Origin of the sequence: Micromonospora krabiensis, assembly GCF_900091425.1 — a bacterium.
GTDB classification, from domain to species: Bacteria; Actinomycetota; Actinomycetes; order Mycobacteriales; family Micromonosporaceae; genus Micromonospora; species Micromonospora krabiensis.
Genome location: NZ_LT598496.1, coordinates 5,946,558 through 5,967,996, shown reverse-complemented (window position 1 = coordinate 5,967,996; position 21,439 = coordinate 5,946,558). Strand labels below are relative to the sequence as shown.

Genomic DNA, 21,439 nt, shown 5'->3' with positions numbered 1-21,439 from the left:
CCTTTTCCGCGCTCCGCTCCGTGCCGCCGCACCCGCCCGAGAGCAGCCAAGATCGCTGTCTGCTCCGGTCACCCCGTCGGGCGGGAGTTGACCATGTAAAGAGGACGCGAAAGGTTCGTACCGCTCTTGCGAAGCACCCTGGGGCGTCTGCCAGTATGTCCCAATGCCCCAGCAGCAGTCCTCCCCTCTCGCGTTCTTCGATAACGCGAACTCGCAGCCAGATTTCACCGTTGGCCTGCGCGGATACAACACGCACCAGGTCGATGACTTCATCGGCCGGATGACCGCCGCGCTGACCCAGTCCGAGCAGGCTCGTGCCGAGGCCGAGCAGCGGATGAACGACGCCCAGCGTCGCCTCCGCCAGGCCGAGCAGCGCATGAGCGCGCTGGAGCAGAAGCTCACCGACACCAACAAGCAGCTCGAGGAGAACAGCCGGCCGACCCTCTCCGGCCTCGGCACCCGCGTCGAGCAGATCCTCCGGCTGGCCGAGGAGCAGGCCAACGACCACCGCAGCGAGGCGAAGCGCGAGTCGGAGGGCATCCTCTCCGCCGCCCGCCTGGAGGCGCGTGAGATCACCGACAAGGCCCGCGCCGAGGCCGCCGCCATGAAGGCGACCGCCGAGCGCGAGGCGGGCAACGTCCGCACCGCCGCCGAGCGAGAGGCCGCCGAGGTCCGGGTGCAGGCCCGCCGTGAGGCCGACACGCTGCGCGCCGACGCCGAGCGCGAGACCAAGCAGCTGCGCACCGTCACCGCGCACGAGGTCGCCGAGCTGAAGTCGACCGTCGAGCGGGAGGTGGCGACCCTGCGCGCCACCGCCGAGCGCGAGATCACCCAGCAGCGGGCCAAGGCGGCGCGGGAGGCCGAGGAGAAGCGGGCCGAGGCGACCAAGCTGCTGACCGACGCCCGTGACAAGCGGGACAAGGACCTCCAGGCCCTGGAGCTCCAGCTCGCCGAGCGGCGCGAGAAGGCCGAGCGCGAGGAGTCCGAGCGGCACGCCGCCCAGGTGGCGCAGACCCAGAAGCTGGTCAGCGAGGCCGAGCAGCGGGCGCGGGCCGCGCAGGAGCGGGCGAAGGAGATCGAGCAGCGGGCCGAGGCGCGCCGGGTCGAGTCGGAGCGCACCGCCAACGAGACCGTCGACAAGGCGAAGGCCCTGGCCGAGAAGACCCTCAACGAGGCGAAGGCCGAGTCGCAGCGTCTGCTCAGCGAGGCGCGCACCGAGGCCGAGCTGACCACGCAGGCCGCTCGCCGGGAGGTCGAGGACCTCACCCGTCAGAAGGACGCCGTCACCTCGCAGCTCGGCCAGATGCTGTCCGGCCTCGCCGGCATCGTCCCGGGCGTGCCGGCCGGCGCCAACGCCAAGCCGGAGGCCGAGAAGGCCGGCGGCGACAAGGTGGCCGCCGAGACGGCCAGCTGACAAACCGCCAGGTCGGGGCATGACGCGGCGCGGGGCGGCACCGGACAACCGGTGCGGCCCCGCGCCGCGTGCTTTCCCCACCCTGATATCCCCCGGTACGACCCGAGTGAAGTAGGTCCCAACAGGGGCGTCCGTATCGCCCCAGCAGGGGCCGTTGCGTGTGAGGATGAGGGCATGTCGCACGGCGAGGAACTGTTCGCTCTCGGCGGGGACGTGGCCACGGAGCCCAGCTTCGAGTCCGCTCTGCGGGGGTACGAGAAGAAGCAGGTGGATCGGTACGTCGCGCGTGCGGAGCACGAGATCGCGACGCTCGCCGCCGAGCGGGAGCAGGCGTACACACAGATCCACAAACTCGCCGGCCAGGTGGAGGTCCTGCAACGGGATCTGGCCCAGGTGCGCAAGCAGATCGGTGTGGTCGACCGAGCCTCGTTCAAGCATCTCGGCCCACGCGTCGAGCAGATCCTCAGCCTCGCCGAGGAGCAGGCCGACGACATCCTCCGCGTCGCCAACGACGAGATCGATTCCCGCCGGGCCGCGGCCGAGCACATCATCGAGGACGCGCGCGAGCAGGCCGAGAAGGCGCTGAAGGACTTCGAGATCGCCCTGTCCGCGCGGCGGGCCGAGGAGGAGCGGCAGGCCGCCGCCCGCAAGGCCGAGTCGGAGACCGCCCTGCGCACGGCCAAGGAGGAGGCCGCGAAGCTGCGGCGCACCGCCCAGGACGAGCTGACCCGGGCGCAGCAGGAGGCGACCCAGCTGCGGGAGACCGCCAAGGAGATCCACACCCGCGCCCAGCAGGAGGCCACGAAGCTGCGGGAGGCGGCCAAGGAGGCCCTGGCGAAGGCGCAGCAGGAGGCGACGCAGCTGCGCGACGCCGCCAAGGAGGTGCACGCCAAGGCCCAGCAGGAGGCCAAGCGCCTCGTCGACCAGGCCACCGAGGCGGGTCGGGCCACCCACGCCAAGGCGCAGCGGGAGGCCAAGCAGATCATAGACGACGCCTCGATGGCGGGTCGGGCCACGCGGGCGAAGGCCCAGCAGGAGGCGGAGCGGCTGACCACGCAGGCCGCCGAGTCGGCCAAGCGCAGCCGCGCCGAGACCGAGGCGTACGTGCAGCGGATGCGCAGCGAGACCGAGGCGTACGTGCAGCAGTCGCGGGCGCAGACCCAGCAGGAGCTGGGAGCCTGGCGTGCCGGGGTGGAGAAGGAGGTGAACTCCCGTCGCGAGGCCGCCGACCGGGAGCTCGCCCAGCGGCGCGCCACCGCCGACCAGGAGTTCGCCAAGCGCCGCGACGAGTTGGAGAAGCAGTACAAGGCTCGCCAGCAGGAGCTGGAGACCGGCCACACCTCCCGCAGCAAGGAGTTGGAGACGGAGTTCCGCGCTCGCAAGGAGGAGTTGGAGACCTCCTTCACCTCGCGGCGGGACCAGTTGGAGGCCGAGTACACGGCCCGCAAGAACGAGATCGAGCAGGGCGCCGACCGCGTCCGCCAGGCGGCGGAGCGGGACGCGGCGACGCTGCGTCAGCAGGCCGAGGAGCAGGCGACCGAGCTGCTGCGCCAGGCGGAGACCGAGTCGAGCGAGAAGCGGCGCACCGCCGACGAGCACGTCGCGGCGTCCCGGCGGCAGTTCGAGGAGTACGCGGCGACGACCCAGCAGGCCCTCGCCACCACCCAGCAGCACCTCGCGGCTACGCAGCAGGAGGTCGCGGCCGGCCGGCAGCAGCTCGCCCAGGTGATGCTGGAGATCGCCCAGGCGCAGCAGCAGCTCGCCGACCTGCGGCAGGAGACCTGGAAGTCCCGGCAGGAGTCGGACGAGCTTCAGCGGAAGCTGGCCGACCTGCGCCTGCAGTCGCTGGCCGTGCCCGGTGGGGACGGTCCCACCTCCCCACCGCCGGCCGGCGCGGTCAGCCCCGCCTCGGCCGCCGGACCGGCCGTGGCGGCCCGGCCGGTCGACGCCGGGAAGGACACGGGCGGTGGCCCGACGGCGAAGCCGGCCGTGGGTTCCCGTCCGGGTGACCCGAAGGCGCAGCCCGGCGCGGGCACGCCGGTCGGGGCGAAGGGACAGTCGGGCGCGGCGACGCCTGCCGTCACGAAGGCGCAGCCCGGCGACGGCACGCCCCAGCCCGTCGGCGCGGCGGCTCCCGCCGGCACGGCGACGAAGCCCGCCGGGGCCTCCCCGGCGGCCGGGAAGGCCGAGGGCGACTCGAAGGACGCCGGCCAGCCGACGGCGCGGCCGGTGGCCGAGCCGGTGACCACGGTGGACGACGGGGCCCCCGGCGCCGCCGCGGACGGCGAACCGACGGTGGCCGCCGTGCCCGGCGAGGGTGGGCGGGGCGCGACCCCCACGAAGATCAAGAGCACCGGCGAGAACGGGAAGCGGCCCAGCAAGCCCACCACCGACGAGCGCGCCGCGAAGCCCAACACGGTGACCGTCGAGAAGGAGTGACGGCGCCCGCTCGGCCCCTCCGGTGTTCGCCACCACCGGTCTCGCCGCCGGGAGACAGCGACAGACAAGGGCGATGACTCCGCGTCGTTAATATGCCGCGGAGTCATCGCCGTCGTCGGACTCGGTCCTCCGACCCGACTCCGCCGCGTCGCTGCCCCGTGGCGCCGCGGCCGACCACGGTGTGCGCGAGAAGCGGTGACGAGGGCGGCCCGGCTGTCGGTGGGAGCGGATGCTTCGGGACAGGGGGACCAGTAGTCTCGGGCAGGGTCGGTGCGCAGCGACGCGCCGGCCGAGGGATGGGCGGCCTCGCCGCGGGACCTGACCGGAGGATCTGGTGACGCAGGACGGGCCGAGGGCCGACGGACCGGACCAGGGGGACGGGGAGCATCCCGACCCGGAGCCGGCCCGCGCACGACGGCACACCCCTGCCCCGCACGCGGAGCCGACGCCGCACGACCCGCCGGCGGACGACCCGTCGACCGCACCGTTCGACCCGCCCCCGGGCGCCGGCACCGGGCGGTTCGGGCCGCCCGGGCGGCCACTGCGCCGCAACAGCTTCCTGCTCGGCTTCACCGGGGCGCTCGGCGTGCTGTCGGCGTACACCCTCTATCTCGGCGTCCGCAACGCGGCCGGCATCCTGGTCCTGGTCCTCATCGCGCTCTTCCTCGCGATCGGCCTCAACCCGGCGGTGGCCCGGCTGCGGAAATGGGGCCTGCCGCACGGCCTCGCCGTCACCGTGGTCGCCCTCACCGTGGTGCTGCTGCTCTGCGGCGGCGTGGTGGCGCTGGTGCCGCCGATCGTCACCCAGTCCGGCCAGTTCCTCGAACAGCTACCGCACCTGGTGCAGGACCTGCGCCGCAACGAGACGGTCAACGACCTCGTCGAGCGGTACGACCTGGTGCAGCGGGTGCAGGGCGCGGTGAACGCGGAGACCGTGAGCCGGGCGCTCGGCGGGGTGCTCGGCGGCGCTCAACTGATCTTCGGCACCATCTTCCGGATCCTCACGGTGCTGGTGCTGACCATCTACTTCCTGGCGTACTTCAACCGGCTCCGCGCCCTCGGCTACGCCCTGGTGCCCCGGTCCCGCCGCGAGCGGGTGCAGCTGATCGGCGACGAGATCCTGGCCAAGGTCGGCGCCTACATGGTCGGCGCGCTGTCCATCGCGGTGCTGGCCGGGCTGAGCACGTTCATCTTCGCGCTGATCGTCGGGCTGGCCTACCCGATCGCGTTGGCGGTGGTGGTCGCGGTCACCGACCTGATCCCGCAGATCGGCGCCACCCTCGGCGCGGTGATCGTGAGTCTCGTCGGCTTCGCCACCGACCTGTCGGCCGGCATCGCCTGCGTGGTGTTCTTCCTCGTCTACCAACAGGTCGAGAACTACCTCATCTACCCGAAGGTGATGCGCCGTTCGGTGCAGGTCAACGAGGTGGCCGCCCTGCTCGCCGCGCTCCTGGGGGTCGCCCTCATCGGCGTGGTCGGCGCGCTGATCGCCATTCCGACGGTGGCCGCCATCCAACTCATCCTGCGCGAGGTGGTGCTGCCCCGACAGCAGTCGCGGTGACCCCGGTCAGCCGGCCTTCGCCTGCGGCGGGCCCGGCACCGGTCGGTCCGCGAACGAGGCCACCGTGCGGTCGGCGTACGCGCTGACGTCGCCGGTCTCCATCGGGCCGTCCCAGGTCGTCGGCAGCGGCAGCGGGACGGCCGGGTTGACCCGCCGGACCACCTCGTCGAGCACCCGCTCGGCGTCACCGACCCACAGGTGCTTCGCCCCCGGCACCCCCACCACCTCGGCCTGCGGGACCGCGGCGAACCGCTGCCGGGCCTCCTCCGGGCGCAGGTAGTCGTCGAACTCGGGCACCAGCGCGACCAGCGGACGGCCGGAGCGTGCCCACTGCGCCAGGTCCTCCGGCTTGGAGTAGCGCAGCGGCGGGGAGAGCAGGATCGCGCCGCTCACCGCTGGGTCGCAGCCGTGCTTGAGGGCCAGGTCGGTGCCGAAGGACCAGCCGAGGAGCCAGACGTTCGGCAGCTCGTGGAACTCGGCGTACTCGATCGCGGCGGCCACGTCGAAGCGCTCCCCGACCGCGTTGTCGAACGCCCCCTCGCTGGTGCCGCGCACGCTGCTGGTGCCCCGCGTGTTGAACCGGAGCACCGCGACGTCGGCCAGGGCGGGCAGTCGCCAGGCCGCCTTGCGGAACACATGGCTGTCCATCATCCCGCCGTGGGTGGGCAGCGGGTGCAGGCAGACCAGGGTGGCCACCGGCTCCCGGTCCACCGGCCGGGCCAGCTCACCGACCAGCCGCAGCCCGTCGGCCGTGTGCAGCTCGATGTCCTCCCGGTGGCCGGGGAGGATGGACGACGCGCGGATCGGAGTGCTCACCGCTCAAGTCTGGCCCGAACTCGCCGCCGCCGCCCGCCCGGGGAGCAAACGACGTGATCCAGATCGCTCAGCCGTAGCGGGGGGCGCTGCGCCCCCGCTGCACCACCGGCCCGCGCCGGTCCCGCGCCCGCCAGCAGCCGCTGTGCCAGTGCCGGCGGTCGGTCAGGTCACCCCGCCCGTCCGCCGGCCAGGCCACCACGTGCGCGACCCCGGGGCGGATCTCCTGGTCGCACCCGGGGCAGCGGTAGGTCTTGACCGACGAGCCGCCGCTGATTCCGCGTACCTGCCACTCGCCGTCGCGCCACTGCTGCACGGATTCGACGCCCTGACGGGCCCGCTCCGCGTCCACGTGGGCGGCGTCGTCCCGGCGGGGACGGTTACGACGAGGACTCACGTCCCCAAGGTTACGGTCACTCCCAGGTCGCGGCCTCGCCAAGGTCGTCGGCCACCTGGAGGCCGCCGATGACCGTGGTGACCTCGGCGAGGGTGGGCGACCGCTCCCAGCGGTTCTCCCAGCCCATCGACAGCAGGGTGTGCGGGATGCCGAGCACGTGCCAGAAGTCACCCATGTCGAAGACGGGACGGCCACCGATGGTGCGGTTCGCCGTGTTCCGCTCCTCGCCCATCGTCGGGGAGTGGTCCAGGCGCACCGGCAGGGTGGCGTCGCCGCTGAGGGCGATCCGCAGCGTCACACTGGTCTCATCCGCGGGCACGACGGGCATCGGCGTCGGAGTCGATCTCCCCGAGGACGTCTGCACGCGGGGCCAGGCCAGGGTCCGCGCCGACACGTCACACTCGGTGATCCGCGCACCCGGGGGAAGCGCGGTCAACCGGATCGGCGCGACGCAGCGACGCGCCTCGTCGAAGCGCAGCGCCGTCGCCGCCCGACGCGCCTCCGCGGCGGTGTCGCCGGTGGTGGCGACCCGGGCGTAGAGGCCCGGGACGGGCTGCCACCGCAGCACCCAGCCGTTCGTCACCTGGTCGAGCCGGTGCGCCAGCCCCCGATAGAGGGAGGCGTAGTCGGGGCGGCCGGACGGGGCACGGTCGTCGTCCGCGGTCCCCGTACTCAGCCGGCCCACGCCGACGTCGCGGAGCTGCGCGGGGTCGCCGGTCTCGGCCACGAAGGCGTCGGCGGCGACGACGACCATCGCCTGCCGGCCGCCCCCGAGGTCCAGTCGCATGCTCTCGACACCGGTCGCGGAGCGCCAGGCCACCACCTCCGCCACCGCCGGGTCCACCCCGTAGTGCAGCACCCCCGCGTCGGTGCCGACCAGCTCCGGGCGGGCCGCCGCCCCGGGCACCCCCGTGGCCCGGGGCGGCGTGACCACCGCCGGGCTCGGCGTCACAGCCGGAGTCGGCGGCGCCGCCGAGGGCGTACGCAGGACCACTCCCCCGGCCCCCAGCGCAACCGCGACGCCGAGCGCGGCACCCAGCACCGCCCGCCGACGGCGCCGACGGGCCCGTCCCCCGTTCACCGCGGCCGTCAGCAGCCGTTCGGCGTCCACGGGCCGGTCGGCGTTCTCCCGGAGTGCCCGCACGATCCGCTCGTCGAGACCAGTCACCGTCGGCTCCCGTTCGTCGTCGGGACGCCGCAGCGCTCCCGGAGATTGGCGAGCGCCCGCATCGCGTGGGTGCGGACGGTGACCGGCGAGCAGTCGAGGATCTGCGCGATGGTGGCGTCGTCCAGGTCCTCGTAGTAGCGAAGCACGAGGACCGCCCGCTGGCGGTCGGGCAGGCCGAGGATCAGCCGCCACATCTCGTCCCGGTCGGCCGCCTCGCCACCGAGGTCGCCGCGCTGCGGGCGCTCGGCGAAGGCGTCGACGGCCAGTTCGCGGCTGGAGCGGCGACGCCACCACGACGTGTTGGCGTTGACCAGCATCCGGCGCACGTACACGTCGGGCCGTTCGGTGCGGACGATCCGCCGCCAGTGCACGTACGCGCGGGCGAGCACGTCCTGGGTGAGGTCCTCGGCCCGGTGCTCGTCGCCGGTGAGCAACCGGGCCAGGCGCAACAGGGCCGGGCCGCGACTGCCGACGTACTCCTCGAAGGTCACGTCCTTACAGACGCGGCCGGCGACGCTGGGCGTTGACCCGGATCAGCGGTGGGTGTGGTCCCGGAAGCCCCGACCGGTCTTGCGACCCAGGTAGCCGGCGGTGACCAGGTGCTCCAGCAGTGGCGCGGGGGCGAAGCCCGGCTCGCGCAGCTCCAGGTAGAGCTCCCGCTGGATGGCCAGCGACACGTCCAGACCGACCACGTCGAGCAGCTCGAAGGGGCCCATCGGGTAGCCGCAGCCGAGCTTCATGGCGTGGTCGATGTCGTCGGCGGTCGAGTAGCTGGCCTCCAGCATCTTCACCGCGTCGTTGAGGTACGGGAAGAGCAGCGCGTTGACGATGAACCCGGAGCGGTCCCCGCACACCACGGCGGTCTTGCCGAGCGCGGCGCACACCGCCCGGGCGGTGGCGGTGGTCTCCGGAGACGTCCGGATGGTCCGCACCACCTCGACCAGCGGCATGATCGGGGCCGGGTTGAAGAAGTGCAGCCCGACCACGTCGGCGGGCCGCTGGGTGGCCATCGCGACATCGATCACCGGCAGCGAGGACGTGGTCGTGGCGAGCACGACGCCCGGCTTGCAGATCTCGTCGAGGCTGGCGAAGAGCGCCTTCTTCACGCTCAGCTCCTCGACCACCGCCTCGACCACGAGGTCGACGTCGGCGAGGTGGTCGAGGGTGGCCGACCAGGTGATCCGGCCGAGCGCGGCGTCCCGGTCGTCCTCGCTCAGCTTGCCGCGCACCACGCCCTTGGTGAGCGAGGTCTTCACGGCGTCGCAGACCTTCGCGGACTTCTCCGCGCCGCGGGTCACCGACACCACCTCGTAGCCGGCCTTCGCGAAGACCTCGATGATGCCGGTCGCCATCGTCCCGGAACCGACCACGCCGACCTTGGCGATGGCGCGGGCGCCGTCGGCGAGCGTGGCGCCCGTGGCCACCGGCGTCGCCTCGTCCGGTACGACGACCGGGGAGCCCGGCCGCTCGTACGTGTAGAAGCCCCGCCCGGACTTGCGGCCGAGCAGACCCGCCGTGACCATCTGCTTGATCAGCGGCACCGGGGCGTGCCGGCGGTCCCGCCCGCCGCGCCGGTACATGGTGTCGAGGATCTCGTACGCGGTGTCGAGGCCGATCAGGTCCATCAGCGCGAGCGGCCCCATCGGCAGGCCGCAGCCGAGTTTCATGGCGGCGTCGATGTCCTCGCGGCTGGCGTAGTGCGCCTCGAACATGCCGACGGCGTGGTTGAGGTAGCCGAAGAGCAGGGCGTTGGCGATGAAGCCGGCGCGGTCGTTGATGGTGACGTCGACCTTGCCGAGCCGGGCGCAGAGCGCCTCCACGTCGGCGACCACGTCGGCCGAGGTGACCACCGTGCGGACGACCTCGACCAGCTTCATCACCGGGGCGGGGTTGAAGAAGTGGATGCCGATGACCTGGTTGGGCCGGGTGGTGGCGACGGAGATCTCGGTGACGCTCAGCGACGAGGTGTTGGTGGCGAGGATCGCCTCGGGCTTGCAGACCCGGTCCAGCTCGGCGAAGATCCGCTGCTTCAGGTCCAGGTGCTCGGGGACGGCCTCGATGACGAGGTCGACCGAGTGGAGGGCGTCGAGGCCGACCGCGAAGGTCACCCGGCCGAGCAGCGCGTCCCGGTCGGCCGGGTCGAGCTTGCCCTTGGCGACCGCCCGGTCGGTGGAGCCGGTGAGGTTGGTGCGGCCACGTTCCAGCGCCCCCTCGGAGATCTCGACGGCGACGACCGCCAGGCCGTTGCGCGCGAACACCTCGACGATGCCGGCACCCATCGTGCCCAGCCCCACGACGCCAACGCTGGTGAACTCGCGCGCCACGACCGGCCTCCCCAACAGGCTGCTCCGCACGGCCGCTTGAACGGCCGCTAAGGTTACGCGCGAGTCTGCCACGTGACGCTCGGTTGTCGAGACGCCGTGGCATATTTCACCCACCGCGCCCCGTTCGGGCAGGTGCGGCGGCGTCAGGCCGCCGCAACGGTGGCGAGGGACAGCAGTTCGGCGACGAACTCCGCCGGCCGCTCCAGGTGCGGGCTGTGCCCGCAGCCCGGGAGCACCACCTCGCGGTGGCTCCCACCGGCGGCCGTGTAGCGCTCCAGCACCGCCCGGGTCTGGCCGACCATCGGCTGGGGCGGGCAGTCCTGGGCGCCGGGCCAGCCGGGCACCACGCCCAGCGACCCGAGGTACGCCAGGTCGAACAGCGAGGTGTCGGAGACGATCACGTCGGCGTCGCCGCGTACCCAGGTGACCGGAGGCTTCGTCGGCACCTCGACCAGCTCGTCGGCGATCCGGAAGTACGTCGGCGCGAGCGCGTTGAGCACGCCCCGCTCGCCGGGCGCCGTGCCGGGCCAGTTGGTCGAGGTGACGGCCGTGCCCGGGTAGTTGTCGTCTCCGGTGGCGGTGGAGAGCAGGCTGTCGAGCAGCAGGTCCTCGTCCTCGCCGAGGGCGGCGGGGTCCGCCACGTACGCGGCCCGCAGCACGTTGCGCGGGCTCGTCTGGGCGTCCTCGCCCCGGTCCTTGGCGGCGAGCCGGGCGACGAAGTCGGGGTTGGCGGTGCCCGCGCCGGTGCCGGCGAATTCGGGCGTGGTGGGCGTGCCGGCCAGGTCCCGGGTGCCGCCGAAGCCGTACGGGGAGACCGGCGCGGAGAGCAGCAGCCCGCCCACCCGGTGCGGGTGGTCGACGAGCAGGCGCATGGCCACGCCGCCACCGAGCGAGTGACCGACGACCACCGGGCGCGCATCGGCGTCGGCGAACAGGGTGGGGTCGTCGAGCAGGGCGGCCACGTCGTCGGCGAAGTCGCGCAGCCCTCGGGTGGCGTTCACCGGGGCGGTCTCGGTGTCGCCGTAGCCGCGCAGGTCGGGTGCGACCACGCGCAGCGTGCCCGGCAGGTGCCGCACCAGCGGCTCCCAGAACGCCGAGGAGGAGCAGTTGCCGTGCACGAGGAGCACCGGTACGCCGTCCGGCGGCCCGGCGACCCGTACCGCCTGGGTGATGCCGTTGGCCGTGACGATCCGCTGCTCGGTCTCCATCCGCGGGATGCTGCCATCCCGCCCGGCGCCGGTCCATGTGGGTGGTCCCCACCCGAGGCGGCGCGACGGTGTGGCCGACCGCCGGTCAGCGGACGGCGGTCGGCGGGCTCGTCAGCGGTACCGGCAGCGGCAGGGTCGGGCGTTGGTCCCGACGGATCAGGCCGAAGCTCAGCCCGACGGGGTCGGTACGCGCCACCCCCGGGTCGAAGAAGCGCAGCTCGGTGCGGCCGAGCCGGATCACGTCGCCGTCGGCGAGCTGCTCGACGTCGACGATCCGCCGGTCGTTGAGCCAGGTGCCGTTGGTCGAGCCCAGGTCCCGCAGCGACGCACCCTCGGGGGCCAGCCAGACCTCGGCGTGCCGTCGGCTGAGGTGCGGGTCGTGGACGACCACGTCGACCGTGGGCGCACGCCCGATCACCTGCGGCGCCGGGCGCAGCCGGAAGCTCGCACCCCGCATCGGACCGCCGGCAACCGTCAACAACGGCAGCAGTTCGTGACGCTCCTCCATGGACCCTCAGCCCTCCACCCCACGCCGTCACCCCGCGCGTCAGCCTGCCATCAGACGGTAGTCGCGCTCCACGGCCACGCGGTCACCTCGCGTCCCCGGGCGGACAGCTCCCGCTCCCCGGTTCGGGCGGCCCGGCCCGGTCGGTCCATGGTCCCGCCAGGTCCCGGCGGAGGCTGCGGGACGCGCCGGTGGTCGGACATTTCGACCGGCCAGCGGCCTACCGATGAGTAATGCTCGGGTCTAGACTTCCGCCATGACGGCTGTGCATGTCCCCGGCGCCCCGTTCGTCTCCGACGGCCTGCTGGTCTCCACCAGCCCGGCCACCGGGGCCGAGGCCGGCCGCTTCCCGGTCGCCAGCGCGGCCGAGGTCGCGGCGGCCGTCGACCGGGCCCGCGCCGCCGGGCAGTGGTGGGCCGGGTTGGGCTTCGCCGCCCGTCGGGAGCGGCTGCTCCGCTGGCGGTCGCTGGTCGCCCGCCGCATCGAGCAGCTCGCCGAGCTGGTGCACGTCGAGGGCGGCAAGCCGGTCGCCGACGCCGTCGTCGAGGTCGTCACCGCGGTCGAGCACATCGACTGGGCCGCCCGCAACGCCCGGCGGGTGCTCGGTCCACGCCGGGTGCGGTCCCGGCTGATCCTCGCCGAGTTCTCCGGCCACCTCGAATACCAGCCGCACGGCGTCGTCGGCGTGATCGGCCCGTGGAACTATCCGGTCTTCACGCCGATCGGCTCCGCCGCGTACGCCTTGGCCGCCGGCAACGCGGTCGTGCTCAAGCCGAGCGAGTACACGCCGGCCGTGGGTCAGTGGCTGGTGGACACGTTCGCCGAGGTGGTGCCTGAGCACCCCGTGTTCACCGCCGTGCACGGGCTCGGCGACGTGGGCGCCGCCCTCTGCCGCTCCGGCGTCGACAAGGTCGCCTTCACCGGGTCGACGGCCACGGCCAAGAAGGTGATGGCCGCCTGCGCCGAGTCCCTCACCCCGGTGCTCGTGGAGGCGGGCGGCAAGGACGCCATGATCGTCGATGCGGACGCCGACCTGGACGCCGCCGCCGAGGCGTGCGTGTGGGGCGCGCTGACCAACGCCGGGCAGACCTGCATCGGCATCGAGCGGGTCTACGCCGTCGAGCCGGTCTTCGACGCCTTCGTCGACAAGGTGGTCGCCCGGGCGGGCCGGCTCACCGTCGGCCCCGAGGGCACCGACATCGGGCCGATCACCATGCCGGCGCAGGTGGACGTGATCCGCCGGCACATCGACGACGCGTTGGCGCGGGGTGGCCGGGCCGTGCTGGGCGGCGCCGAGGCGGTGCAGCCGCCGTACGTCCGGCCCACCGTCCTCGTGGACGTTCCCGAGGAGTCGGCCGCCGTCCGCGAGGAGACCTTCGGGCCCACGCTGACCATCAACCGGGTACGCGACGCCGAGGAGGCGCTCGCGCGGGCCAACGCCCTACCGTACGGCCTGGGTGGTTCCGTCTTCGGCCGGCGCCGCGCGGTGGCGATCGCCCGGCGGCTGCGCTCCGGGATGGCGTCGGTCAACTCGACCCTGACGTTCGCCGGGATGTCCACGCTGCCGTTCGGCGGTGTCGGCGAGTCCGGCTTCGGCCGGATCCACGGCGAGGACGGGTTGCGCGAGTTCGGCCGACCCAAGTCGATCACACGGCGTCGGGCCCGTTCCCTGCTGCCGTCGATGACCTTCGAGCGCACCCCCGCCGACGTAGCCCGGCTCGTCAAGGCCGTCAAGCTGATGTACGGGCGCTGACCCGCCTCCGCACGGCAGGGCGTCGGTCAGAACAGGGTCAGCTCGTCGCGCTCGATGCCGCGCAGCTTGTCGTAGTCGACGACCACGCAGCGGATGCCCCGGTCGGTGGCGAGCACCCGCGCCTGCGGCTTGATCTCCTGGGCGGCGAACACGCCGGTGACCGGCGCGAGCAGCGGGTCGCGGTTCATCAGCTCGAGGTAGCGGGTGAGCTGCTCCACGCCGTCGATCTCGCCGCGCCGCTTCACCTCCACGGCGACCGACCGGGAGTCGGCGTCCCGGCAGAGCAGGTCCACCGGCCCGATCGCGGTCATGTACTCGCGGCGGACCAGCGTGAACCCCTCACCCAGGGTCTCCGGGTTGGCGGCCAGCAGCTCCTGGAGGTGTGCCTCGACCCCGTCCTTGCGCAGTCCCGGGTCGACGCCCAGCTCGTACGACGTGTCCTGGAAGATCTCCTCCAGGGTGATCCGCAGTTCCTCGCCGGCCTTGTTGACCACCCGCCACACCCCGGGGGCCTCCTCCAGCCGACAGGGCGGGCTCATCCAGTTCAACGGCTTGTACGCCCGGTCGTCGGCGTGGATGGAGACCGACCCGTCCGCCTTCACCATGAGCAACCGGGTGGCCGGCGGCAGGTGGGCCGAGAGCCGTCCGACGTAGTCCACCGAGCACTTCGCAATCACCAACCGCACCCGACGAGGGTAGCCGAGGAGGGGGCCGGCGCCGGCGAGCGGCACTGGCGTGCCGGTGGGATGCTGAGATCGTGTTCGAAGTCCTCACCGGAACCGGTCTCGCCGCGTCGGCGGGTCTGAACGCCTACATCCCCCTGCTCACCATGGGTCTGCTGGCCCGCTACACCGACCTGATCGACCTGCCCAGTGGCTGGGCGTGGCTCGGCAACGGCTGGGTGATGGCCATCCTGGCGGCGTTGCTCGCCGTCGAGGTGGTCGCCGACAAGGTGCCGGTGGTCGACCACGTGAACGACGTCGTGCAGACCGTGGTCCGCCCGACCGCCGGTGGCCTGGCCTTCGGGGCCGGGTCCTCCGCCGAGACGGTGACGGTGAGCGACCCGGGTTCCTTCTTCTCGTCGCACCAGTGGGTCCCGGTGGTGACCGGCGTGCTCGTCGCGCTCGGGGTGCACCTGCTCAAGTCGGCGGCCCGCCCGGTGATCAACGCGACCACCGCCGGCGTCGGCGCGCCCGTCGCCAGCACCGCCGAGGACGCGACCAGCGTGCTGATGTCGGTGGTGGCGATCCTGCTGCCGGTGCTCGTCCTGTTCTTCCTGGTCGGTCTCGTCGCCTCCCTGTTCTGGTTCCGGCGTCGCCGGGCCGACCGTCGGCGCGAGCGGGAGGCGGCCCGGGCAGCCGGCTTCCGCGTCTGACCCGGAAACGCCGCTGGCCGGCACCCCTGCTCGGGGTGCCGGCCAGCGGCTTCTGCTCGTGCTGGTGGTCAGCTGTTCCAGTACTGGGCGACGAGGTCGGCGGCCTGCTGCTCCCACTGGGCGTAGGCGTCCGGGTAGGCCGACACCTGCACCGTCTGGGCGGCCTCGGTCAGCGGCATGTCCTGCCACCCGTCGACCTGCTTGAGGCCCTTGAGGAACGCCTGGGTCGAGTAGATCGGGTCGGTGATCTGCTCCGGCGTGCCCCAACCACTGGACGGGCGCTGCTGGAACAGGCCCAGCGAGTCGTGGTCGTTGGCGTCACCGAGGTGACCCAGGTTCTCCAGCTTCGACTCCTGCAGGCTGGTCGCGATCGAGATGACCGCCGCCCGCTCGTCCATACCGGACTTCTTCGTCGCGGCGATGATCGCCTTCACGTTCGCGATCTGCTCGTCGTTCAGGTCGATGCGCGACTGCGCACCCTGCACGCCGTGCGGAATCAGCTTGGCCTTGTCGACCGTGCTCTTGTCGGTCTGCACGACCGCCACCGGCTTCATGTCCACCGAGTGCGCGTGGTGCGTCGCCGCGATCGGGCCGCCGACGACACCGCCGGCGAAGGCGAGACCAGCAAGACCAAGAACGCTCTTACGCATGATCGTGTTCATGATGAGTAGCTCCTTCGGGGGTTTGACACCCGCCGCCGATGGGGGTCGGCCAGGCAGGTGTAAGCACCTCGTCGGCGCTCAAGTCACAAGGGGGGATGCATCCGGCCCGCGGAGGCGGGGGGCCTCACACACGCGCCGCGGTCCATGTCCAACGACCGGCGGGCCACCATCATTCCGGGGCGCGCCACGTGCGTCGGGTCCATGTCCAACGACCTGCGGGCCGGAGTCATTCCGACCTGGCCCGGTCGATCGGGCTCCGGGTCGGCCCTGCCTCGGCAGGGACCATGTTCAACGACCGCGGGGCGGCCATCATTCCGGCCTGGGGGTGTCCCCGGCCACCGCACAAACCGCCCAGAACGGTCAACCGGCCCCGTCAAGCTCGGGACCGTGCCGACCTGTTTCAGATCAACTCCTCTTTCTGGATGTCGGGCGATCCCGCGACGATGACAACCCGACATACGGGACGCCGAGTGGATCGAGCGGATTCCGAGCGGTGGGCGGGGCATCGCGGAGCCGTTGTCGTTGGGATCATGCTCCGGTGTCCGTGAAGAACCTCCGCGTTCCCCTCGCCGTGACGCTCGCCGTGCTCGCGGCCGTGGCAGCTCTCGTCGCCGGCCCCACGCCCCGGCAGGAGGCGGTGAGCGCCGGCCTCGCCCGGCTCCCCCGGACCGACGCCCCGACAGCCGCAACACCCGGTGGCGAGAACGGCGCGCCGGCCGCGGGCGGCACACCGGGCCCGATCGGCGGGCCGGGCGCGAACGGCGGGCCGGGCACGAACGGCGGGCCGGGCGCGAACGGCGCATCGGGCGCGCCGGGCACTCCGAACGCCCCGGAGGCGACACCCCCGGCCAGTGGGCCCACACCTCCCGGTGCCACCCCGCCCGGCACGCTGCCGCCGGTGGTCGACCACGGGCCTCGTACGGGGAACAAGGTCGCGCTCACCTTCGACGCCGACCTGACCGACGCCATGCGGCGCCAACTGCGCACCGGCGCGGTGCGGTCGTACGCGAACCTGGCGATCATCGACCTGCTGGAACGGCGGCAGGTGCCGGCGACCTTCTTCCTGACCGGCAAGTGGGTCGAGGAGTATCCGCAGGTGACCCGGCGGCTGGCCGGGAACCCACGGTTCGAGTTGGCCAACCACACGTACGGGCACGCGGCCTTCACACCGGACTGCTACGACCTGCCCCGGATCCCGAAACGGAGCATGACCGCGGACGTGGCCCGGACGTTCGACGTGATCGCGCCGTACGGGGGCCGACAGACCCGGTACTTCCGCTTTCCCGGGCTGTGCCACGACCGCACCGCGCTGAGCGCCCTGGCCCCGCTCGGCGTCACGGTGGTGGACGGCGACGTGGTGAGCGGGGACCCGTTCGCCACCGCGTGGCGGCCGTTGGTGCGCGCGGTCCTGTCCCAGGTACGCCCCGGCTCGGTGATCATCATGCACGTCACCGAGGCCAACGCTCCGATGACCGACGAGGCGCTGCCGCACATCCTGGCCGGCCTGGCCGAACGCGGTCTGCGACCGGCCCCGCTGTCGGAGGTCCTGTCGAACGGGGAACCGACGCCCTGACCGCCTCCCGCACGCCTAAAATCGGGGCAAAGACGGAGGAGGTCGACATGACCGCAGCGATCGAGATGCCCCACGTCGAGGAGTGTGTCGTCGCCGCGTGCGCGTACAACCACACCGGTGACTGCCACGCCTTCGCGATCACGATCGGCAGCGCGGACCACGCGCACTGCCACACCTTCGTCGAGCTGCCGGTGCGCGCCGGCGTCGCCGACCTGACCGCCCAGGTCGGCGCCTGCCAGCGGGCCGACTGCCGGCACAACGAGCAGCTGGAGTGCCACGCCCCGGCCATCCGGGTCGGCCCGGACAACGACCTGGCCGACTGCATGACGTATGTCGAGCGCTGAGCCGGACCACCGGCCAGGGCGGCTCACGCCAGCCCGTTGGCCTCCCGGATCACCGTGACCAGCTCGTCGATGATGCCGGTGAGCGCGAAGTCCTTCGGCGTGAAGACCCGGGCCACCCCGGCCGCGCGCAGGTGCTCGCCGTCGCCGGTCGGAATGATGCCGCCCACCACCACCGGCAGGTCACCCCGGCCGGCGGCGCGCAGGCCGTCCAGCACGGCCGGCACGGCCGCGAGGTGCGACCCGGAGAGCACGGAGAGCCCCACCAGGTCGACGTCCTCCTCCACCGCGGCCGCGACGATCTGGCCGGCGGTCAACCGGATGCCCTGGTAGACCACCTCGAAGCCGGCGTCCCGGGCGCGCACCGCGATCTGCTCGGCACCGTTGGAGTGCCCGTCCAGGCCGGGCTTGCCGACCAGCAGCCGCAGTCGCCCGCTGCCCAGCTCACGGGCGGTGGCGGCGACGCGTTCCCGGACGCCCGCGAGGCCCGGGTCCGTGCCCGGCCCGACCCCACCGGCCAGGCCGGTGGGCGCCCGGTACTCGCCGAAGACCTGCCGCAGCGCGCCCGCCCACTCCCCCGTGGTGACGCCGGCCCGCACGCACGCGAGCGTCGCCGGCATCAGGTTCGCGGTGGTCGCCGCGTCGGCCCGTAGCCGGTCCAGCGCCGCGGCGACCGCGGCGCCGTCCCGCCCGGCCCGCCACTCGCGTACGCCGATCGCGGCGTCCGCCTCCACCGCCGGGTCCACCTGCTCGACCGCCTCCGCGCCGGCGGCGGTCAGCGGGCTCGGTTCGGTCTCGGTGAACCGGTTGACGCCGACCACCACGTCGGCGCCGGCCTCCATCCGCCGCCGCCGCTCGGCCAGCGCGGCGACCAGGGCGCTCTTGAGGTAGCCGGTCTCCACGGCGGTGACCACGCCGCCCATCTCCAGCACCTTGTCCAGCTCGACGCGGGCCCCGGCGACGATCTCGTCGACCAGCCCGGTCATCACGTGCGAGCCCTCGAACAGGTCCGGGTACTCCAGCAGGTCCGACTCGTACGCGAGCACCTGTTGCATCCGCAGCGACCACTGCTGGTCCCAGGGTCGGGGCAGGCCGAGCGCCTCGTTCCAGGCGGGCAGCTGCACCGCGCGGGCCCGGGCGTCCCGGGACAGCGTCACGCCGAGCATCTCCAGCACGATGCGCTGGATGTTGTTCTCCGGCTGCGCCTCGGTCAGGCCCAGCGAGTTGACCTGCACCCCGTAGCGGAACCGGCGCTGCTTCGGGTCGGTCACGCCGTAGCGGTCGCGGGTGATCTCGTCCCAGAGCGCGCCGAACGCGCGCATCTTGGCGATCTCCTCGACGAAGCGCACCCCGGCGTTGACGAAGAACGAGATCCGCTGCACCACGTCGCCCATGCGCTCGGCCGGCACCTGACCCGAGTCGCGCACGGTGTCGAGCACGGCGACCGCCGTGGCGAGGGCGAAACCGACCTCCTGCACCGGCGTCGCGCCCGCCTCCTGGAGGTGGTACGAGCAGATGTTCACGGGGTTCCAGCGCGGCATCTCCCGCAGCGTGTACGCGACGACGTCGGCGGTGAGCCGCAGCGACGCGGCGGGCGGGAAGATGTACGTCCCCCGGGACAGGTACTCCTTGATGATGTCGTTCTGCGTGGTGCCGGCGAACCGGACCGGCTCGGCGCCCTGCTCCGCGCCGACGGTGGCGTAGAGGGCGAGCAGCCACATCGCCGGCGCGTTGATCGTCATCGACGTGTTCATCTCGGCGAGCGGGATGCCGTCGAAGAGGGCCCGCATGTCGCCGAGGTGGGCGACGGGCACGCCGACCCGCCCCACCTCACCGGCGGCGAGCTCGTGGTCCGGGTCGTAGCCGGTCTGGGTGGGCAGGTCGAAGGCGACCGAGAGGCCGGTCTGCCCCTTCGCGAGATTGCGGCGGAAGAGGGCGTTGGTGGCGGCGGCCGAGCTGTGCCCGGCGTACGTGCGCATCACCCACGGGCGGTCGCGCTCCGGCAACCGACCCGGGACTGCCTTCTCGTCCATGGCCGGAGTCTAAGTTACCGTTCAGTAAAACGGGCTGTGGAAAACCACACACGTCCATGGAGGGGACGCCCGGGTACGGACGGCGCGACATGGGGGCGACCCCCACACCCCGCCCGGTCCACGTCGCCGACCAGGTCGCACACTTGACGACATGGACAACGAGCTCGCCATCGCGGTGCGAGGGCTGCGCAAGACGTACGGCGGGACGGCGGCGGTCGCCGGCCTCGATCTGGAGGTGCGTCGCGGCGAGGTCTTCGCCCTGCTCGGTCCGAACGGAGCGGGCAAGACCACCACCGTGGAGATCCTGGAGGGCTACCGACAGCGGGACGCCGGCGAGGTCTCGGTGCTGGGCAGCGACCCGGCCGCCCCCGCGGCGGACTGGCGGGCCCGGGTGGGCATCGTCCTCCAGGGCACCGGCGAGTTCGACGAGCTGACCGTCGGCGAGGTGGTCCGGCACTTCGCCGGCTTCTACCCGGACGCCGACGACCCGGCGAAGGTGATCGAACGCGTCGGCCTGACCGCCAAGGCCCGGGCCCGGACGCACACCCTCTCCGGCGGCCAGAAGCGCCGACTCGACGTGGCGCTGGGCATCATCGGCCGCCCCGAGCTGCTCTTCCTCGACGAGCCCACGACCGGCTTCGACCCGGAGGCCCGCCGCGAGTTCTGGGAGCTGATCCGCGACCTGGCCGCCGCCGGCACCACGATCCTGCTCACCACCCACTACCTGGACGAGGCCGAGGCGCTGGCCGACCGGGTCGGCGTGATCGCCGGCGGGCGGCTGGTCGAGGTGGCCGCCCCGGACCAGCTCGGCGACCGGCGGGAGGCGCTCGCGACGGTCTCCTGGCGTACGCCGGAGGGCACGCTGGAGAGCGTGCAGAGCGCGACGCCGACGGCGCTGGTGGCCGAACTGGCCGCGCGTCACGGCGGCGAGGTCCCCGGGCTCACCGTGACCCGGCCGACCCTGGAAGACGTCTACCTCACGATGATCGGACACCGATGACCACCACCACCAAGCCGGCGGCCCCGGTCGCCGCCACCCCGGCCCGCCGGGTGGGCCCGGTCGCGCTCGGGCTACGGCAGGGCCGGCTGGAGATCACGCAGTTCCTGCGCAGCCGGGAGTCCGTCGTCTTCACGATGGGCTTCCCGATCATCATGATCCTGATCTTCGCGGCGATCTTCGGTGACGAGATCGCGCCGGGGGTCAGCTACACGCAGTACTTCATCACCGGGATGATCGCAACCGGCCTCATGACGGTCAGCTTCCAGAACCTCGGCATCTGGATCCCCATCGAGCGGGACCGGGGGGTGCTGAAGCGCTACCGGGGCACGCCGATGCCGAAGTGGGTCTACTTCGCCGGCAAGGTGCTCATGGTGGTGGCGGTCGGCGTCGCGGAGACCGCGCTGCTGCTGGCCGTCTCCGTCGCGCTCTTCGACCTGTCCCTGCCGGGCACCGCCGGGCGGTGGCTCACCTTCGGCTGGGTCGCGGTGCTCGGCGTGACCGCGTGCACGCTCTGCGGCATCGCCATCTCGTCGCTGGCCCGCACCGCGCGCAGCGGCTCGGCGGTGGTCACGCCGGTGGCGCTGGTGCTCCAGTTCATCTCCGGGGTGTTCTTCGTCTTCACCGAGCTGCCGAGCTGGATGCAGCAGGTGGCGGCGCTCTTCCCGCTGAAGTGGATGTGCCAGGGGCTGCGTGCGGTGTTCCTGCCGGAGAGCTTCGCCGGCCGGGAGCCGGGCGGGTCGTTCGAGCTGGGCCGGGTCGCCCTGGTGCTCGGGGCCTGGTGCGTGATCGGCCTGGTGCTGTGCCTCACGACGTTCCGCTGGACCACCCGGCGCGACGGCTGAACGCCGCGGTCGAGACGCGACGGGGGGCGGG

Annotated in this window: 19 protein-coding genes; 9 read left to right on the top strand and 10 right to left on the bottom strand. The window is 72.9% G+C overall.

Features of this window, described 5'->3' with window-relative positions:
• Window positions 1–163 precede the first annotated feature (163 nt).
• The 3 genes from GA0070620_RS27435 to GA0070620_RS27425 all read left to right on the top strand — a co-directional run bounded on the left by GA0070620_RS27435 (window position 164) and on the right by GA0070620_RS27425 (window position 5,414).
• Window positions 164–1,414 carry a coiled-coil domain-containing protein gene (locus tag GA0070620_RS27435; protein WP_091595591.1) on the top strand — a complete coding sequence of 417 codons (1,251 nt, stop codon included), beginning with the start codon at window positions 164–166 and terminating at the stop codon, window positions 1,412–1,414.
• 174 nt (window positions 1,415–1,588) lie between these two features.
• Window positions 1,589–3,853 (top strand): coiled-coil domain-containing protein, encoded by a 2,265-nt coding sequence (locus tag GA0070620_RS27430; protein WP_091595589.1) that lies wholly within the window; start codon window positions 1,589–1,591, stop codon window positions 3,851–3,853.
• 334 nt (window positions 3,854–4,187) lie between these two features.
• Window positions 4,188–5,414 (top strand): AI-2E family transporter, encoded by a 1,227-nt coding sequence (locus GA0070620_RS27425; RefSeq protein WP_091595587.1) that lies wholly within the window; start codon window positions 4,188–4,190, stop codon window positions 5,412–5,414.
• 6 nt (window positions 5,415–5,420) lie between these two features.
• Here GA0070620_RS27425 and GA0070620_RS27420 read toward each other — a convergent pair whose 3' ends face one another.
• From GA0070620_RS27420 to GA0070620_RS27390, 7 genes are all read right to left on the bottom strand, one after another.
• Window positions 5,421–6,230, bottom strand: a complete 810-nt coding sequence (locus GA0070620_RS27420) for an alpha/beta hydrolase (RefSeq protein ID WP_091595585.1) — start codon at window positions 6,228–6,230, stop codon at window positions 5,421–5,423.
• A gap of 67 nt (window positions 6,231–6,297) precedes the next feature.
• Window positions 6,298–6,624: a hypothetical protein gene (locus GA0070620_RS27415; RefSeq protein WP_091595583.1), complete on the bottom strand. Its 327-nt coding sequence runs from the start codon at window positions 6,622–6,624 to the stop codon at window positions 6,298–6,300.
• 16 nt (window positions 6,625–6,640) lie between these two features.
• Window positions 6,641–7,792, bottom strand: a complete 1,152-nt coding sequence (locus GA0070620_RS27410) for a serine/threonine-protein kinase (protein ID WP_091595581.1) — start codon at window positions 7,790–7,792, stop codon at window positions 6,641–6,643.
• Window positions 7,789–8,283, bottom strand: a complete 495-nt coding sequence (locus tag GA0070620_RS27405) for a SigE family RNA polymerase sigma factor (RefSeq protein WP_091595579.1) — start codon at window positions 8,281–8,283, stop codon at window positions 7,789–7,791. Before GA0070620_RS27405 ends, GA0070620_RS27410 begins: the two co-directional genes overlap by 4 nt.
• Before the next feature lie 42 nt (window positions 8,284–8,325).
• Complete coding sequence (locus tag GA0070620_RS27400; protein ID WP_091595578.1) at window positions 8,326–10,116, bottom strand: 3-hydroxyacyl-CoA dehydrogenase family protein; 1,791 nt, start codon at window positions 10,114–10,116, stop codon at window positions 8,326–8,328.
• Window positions 10,117–10,259: 143 nt separating this feature from the next.
• Complete coding sequence (locus tag GA0070620_RS27395; protein ID WP_091595576.1) at window positions 10,260–11,324, bottom strand: alpha/beta fold hydrolase; 1,065 nt, start codon at window positions 11,322–11,324, stop codon at window positions 10,260–10,262.
• An 85-nt stretch (window positions 11,325–11,409) separates the two neighbouring features.
• On the bottom strand, window positions 11,410–11,832 hold the full coding sequence (locus tag GA0070620_RS27390; RefSeq protein ID WP_091595574.1) for an FHA domain-containing protein: 423 nt from the start codon (window positions 11,830–11,832) through the stop codon (window positions 11,410–11,412).
• Between the two features lie 253 nt (window positions 11,833–12,085).
• On the opposite strand from GA0070620_RS27390, the gene GA0070620_RS27385 reads away from it, so the two are divergent.
• Complete coding sequence (locus GA0070620_RS27385; RefSeq protein WP_091595572.1) at window positions 12,086–13,582, top strand: aldehyde dehydrogenase family protein; 1,497 nt, start codon at window positions 12,086–12,088, stop codon at window positions 13,580–13,582.
• 26 nt (window positions 13,583–13,608) lie between these two features.
• On the opposite strand, the gene nucS is transcribed toward GA0070620_RS27385, so the two are convergent.
• Window positions 13,609–14,268 (bottom strand): endonuclease NucS, encoded by a 660-nt coding sequence (gene nucS / locus GA0070620_RS27380; RefSeq protein WP_091599449.1) that lies wholly within the window; start codon window positions 14,266–14,268, stop codon window positions 13,609–13,611.
• Between the two features lie 71 nt (window positions 14,269–14,339).
• Here nucS and GA0070620_RS27375 point away from each other — a divergent pair, with 71 nt between their 5' ends.
• Window positions 14,340–14,957, top strand: a complete 618-nt coding sequence (locus GA0070620_RS27375; RefSeq protein WP_091595570.1) for a DUF4126 domain-containing protein — start codon at window positions 14,340–14,342, stop codon at window positions 14,955–14,957.
• A 68-nt stretch (window positions 14,958–15,025) separates the two neighbouring features.
• On the opposite strand, the gene GA0070620_RS27370 is transcribed toward GA0070620_RS27375, so the two are convergent.
• Window positions 15,026–15,619, bottom strand: coding sequence for a hypothetical protein (locus tag GA0070620_RS27370; RefSeq protein ID WP_091595568.1), 594 nt, complete (start codon window positions 15,617–15,619; stop codon window positions 15,026–15,028).
• Window positions 15,620–16,157: 538 nt separating this feature from the next.
• Between GA0070620_RS27370 and GA0070620_RS27365 the strand changes: the two genes are divergently transcribed.
• Window positions 16,158–17,192, top strand: coding sequence for a polysaccharide deacetylase family protein (locus GA0070620_RS27365; RefSeq protein ID WP_231921989.1), 1,035 nt, complete (start codon window positions 16,158–16,160; stop codon window positions 17,190–17,192).
• A gap of 47 nt (window positions 17,193–17,239) precedes the next feature.
• On the top strand, window positions 17,240–17,536 hold the full coding sequence (locus GA0070620_RS27360) for a DUF1540 domain-containing protein (protein WP_091595566.1): 297 nt from the start codon (window positions 17,240–17,242) through the stop codon (window positions 17,534–17,536).
• A gap of 23 nt (window positions 17,537–17,559) precedes the next feature.
• On the opposite strand, the gene GA0070620_RS27355 is transcribed toward GA0070620_RS27360, so the two are convergent.
• The gene (locus tag GA0070620_RS27355) at window positions 17,560–19,566 is read right to left on the bottom strand and encodes a protein meaA (protein WP_091595564.1); all 2,007 of its coding nucleotides are present in this window, start codon (window positions 19,564–19,566) and stop codon (window positions 17,560–17,562) included.
• A 151-nt stretch (window positions 19,567–19,717) separates the two neighbouring features.
• Here GA0070620_RS27355 and GA0070620_RS27350 point away from each other — a divergent pair, with 151 nt between their 5' ends.
• Both GA0070620_RS27350 and GA0070620_RS27345 read left to right on the top strand, forming a co-directional pair.
• Window positions 19,718–20,566, top strand: coding sequence for an ABC transporter ATP-binding protein (locus GA0070620_RS27350; protein WP_091595562.1), 849 nt, complete (start codon window positions 19,718–19,720; stop codon window positions 20,564–20,566).
• Window positions 20,563–21,408, top strand: coding sequence for an ABC transporter permease (locus GA0070620_RS27345; protein WP_091595560.1), 846 nt, complete (start codon window positions 20,563–20,565; stop codon window positions 21,406–21,408). Before GA0070620_RS27350 ends, GA0070620_RS27345 begins: the two co-directional genes overlap by 4 nt.
• Window positions 21,409–21,439 lie beyond the last annotated feature (31 nt).

Coding starts and splice junctions, on each gene's coding strand:
- GA0070620_RS27430 (WP_091595589.1), top strand. CDS start 1,589: ATGTCGCACGGCGAGGAACTGTTCGCTCTCGGCGGGGACGTGGCCACG.
- GA0070620_RS27345 (WP_091595560.1), top strand. CDS start 20,563: ATGACCACCACCACCAAGCCGGCGGCCCCGGTCGCCGCCACCCCGGCC.
- GA0070620_RS27435 (WP_091595591.1), top strand. CDS start 164: ATGCCCCAGCAGCAGTCCTCCCCTCTCGCGTTCTTCGATAACGCGAAC.
- GA0070620_RS27350 (WP_091595562.1), top strand. CDS start 19,718: ATGGACAACGAGCTCGCCATCGCGGTGCGAGGGCTGCGCAAGACGTAC.
- GA0070620_RS27360 (WP_091595566.1), top strand. CDS start 17,240: ATGACCGCAGCGATCGAGATGCCCCACGTCGAGGAGTGTGTCGTCGCC.
- GA0070620_RS27370 (WP_091595568.1), bottom strand. CDS start 15,619: ATGAACACGATCATGCGTAAGAGCGTTCTTGGTCTTGCTGGTCTCGCC.
- GA0070620_RS27355 (WP_091595564.1), bottom strand. CDS start 19,566: ATGGACGAGAAGGCAGTCCCGGGTCGGTTGCCGGAGCGCGACCGCCCG.
- GA0070620_RS27395 (WP_091595576.1), bottom strand. CDS start 11,324: ATGGAGACCGAGCAGCGGATCGTCACGGCCAACGGCATCACCCAGGCG.
- GA0070620_RS27385 (WP_091595572.1), top strand. CDS start 12,086: ATGACGGCTGTGCATGTCCCCGGCGCCCCGTTCGTCTCCGACGGCCTG.
- GA0070620_RS27390 (WP_091595574.1), bottom strand. CDS start 11,832: ATGGAGGAGCGTCACGAACTGCTGCCGTTGTTGACGGTTGCCGGCGGT.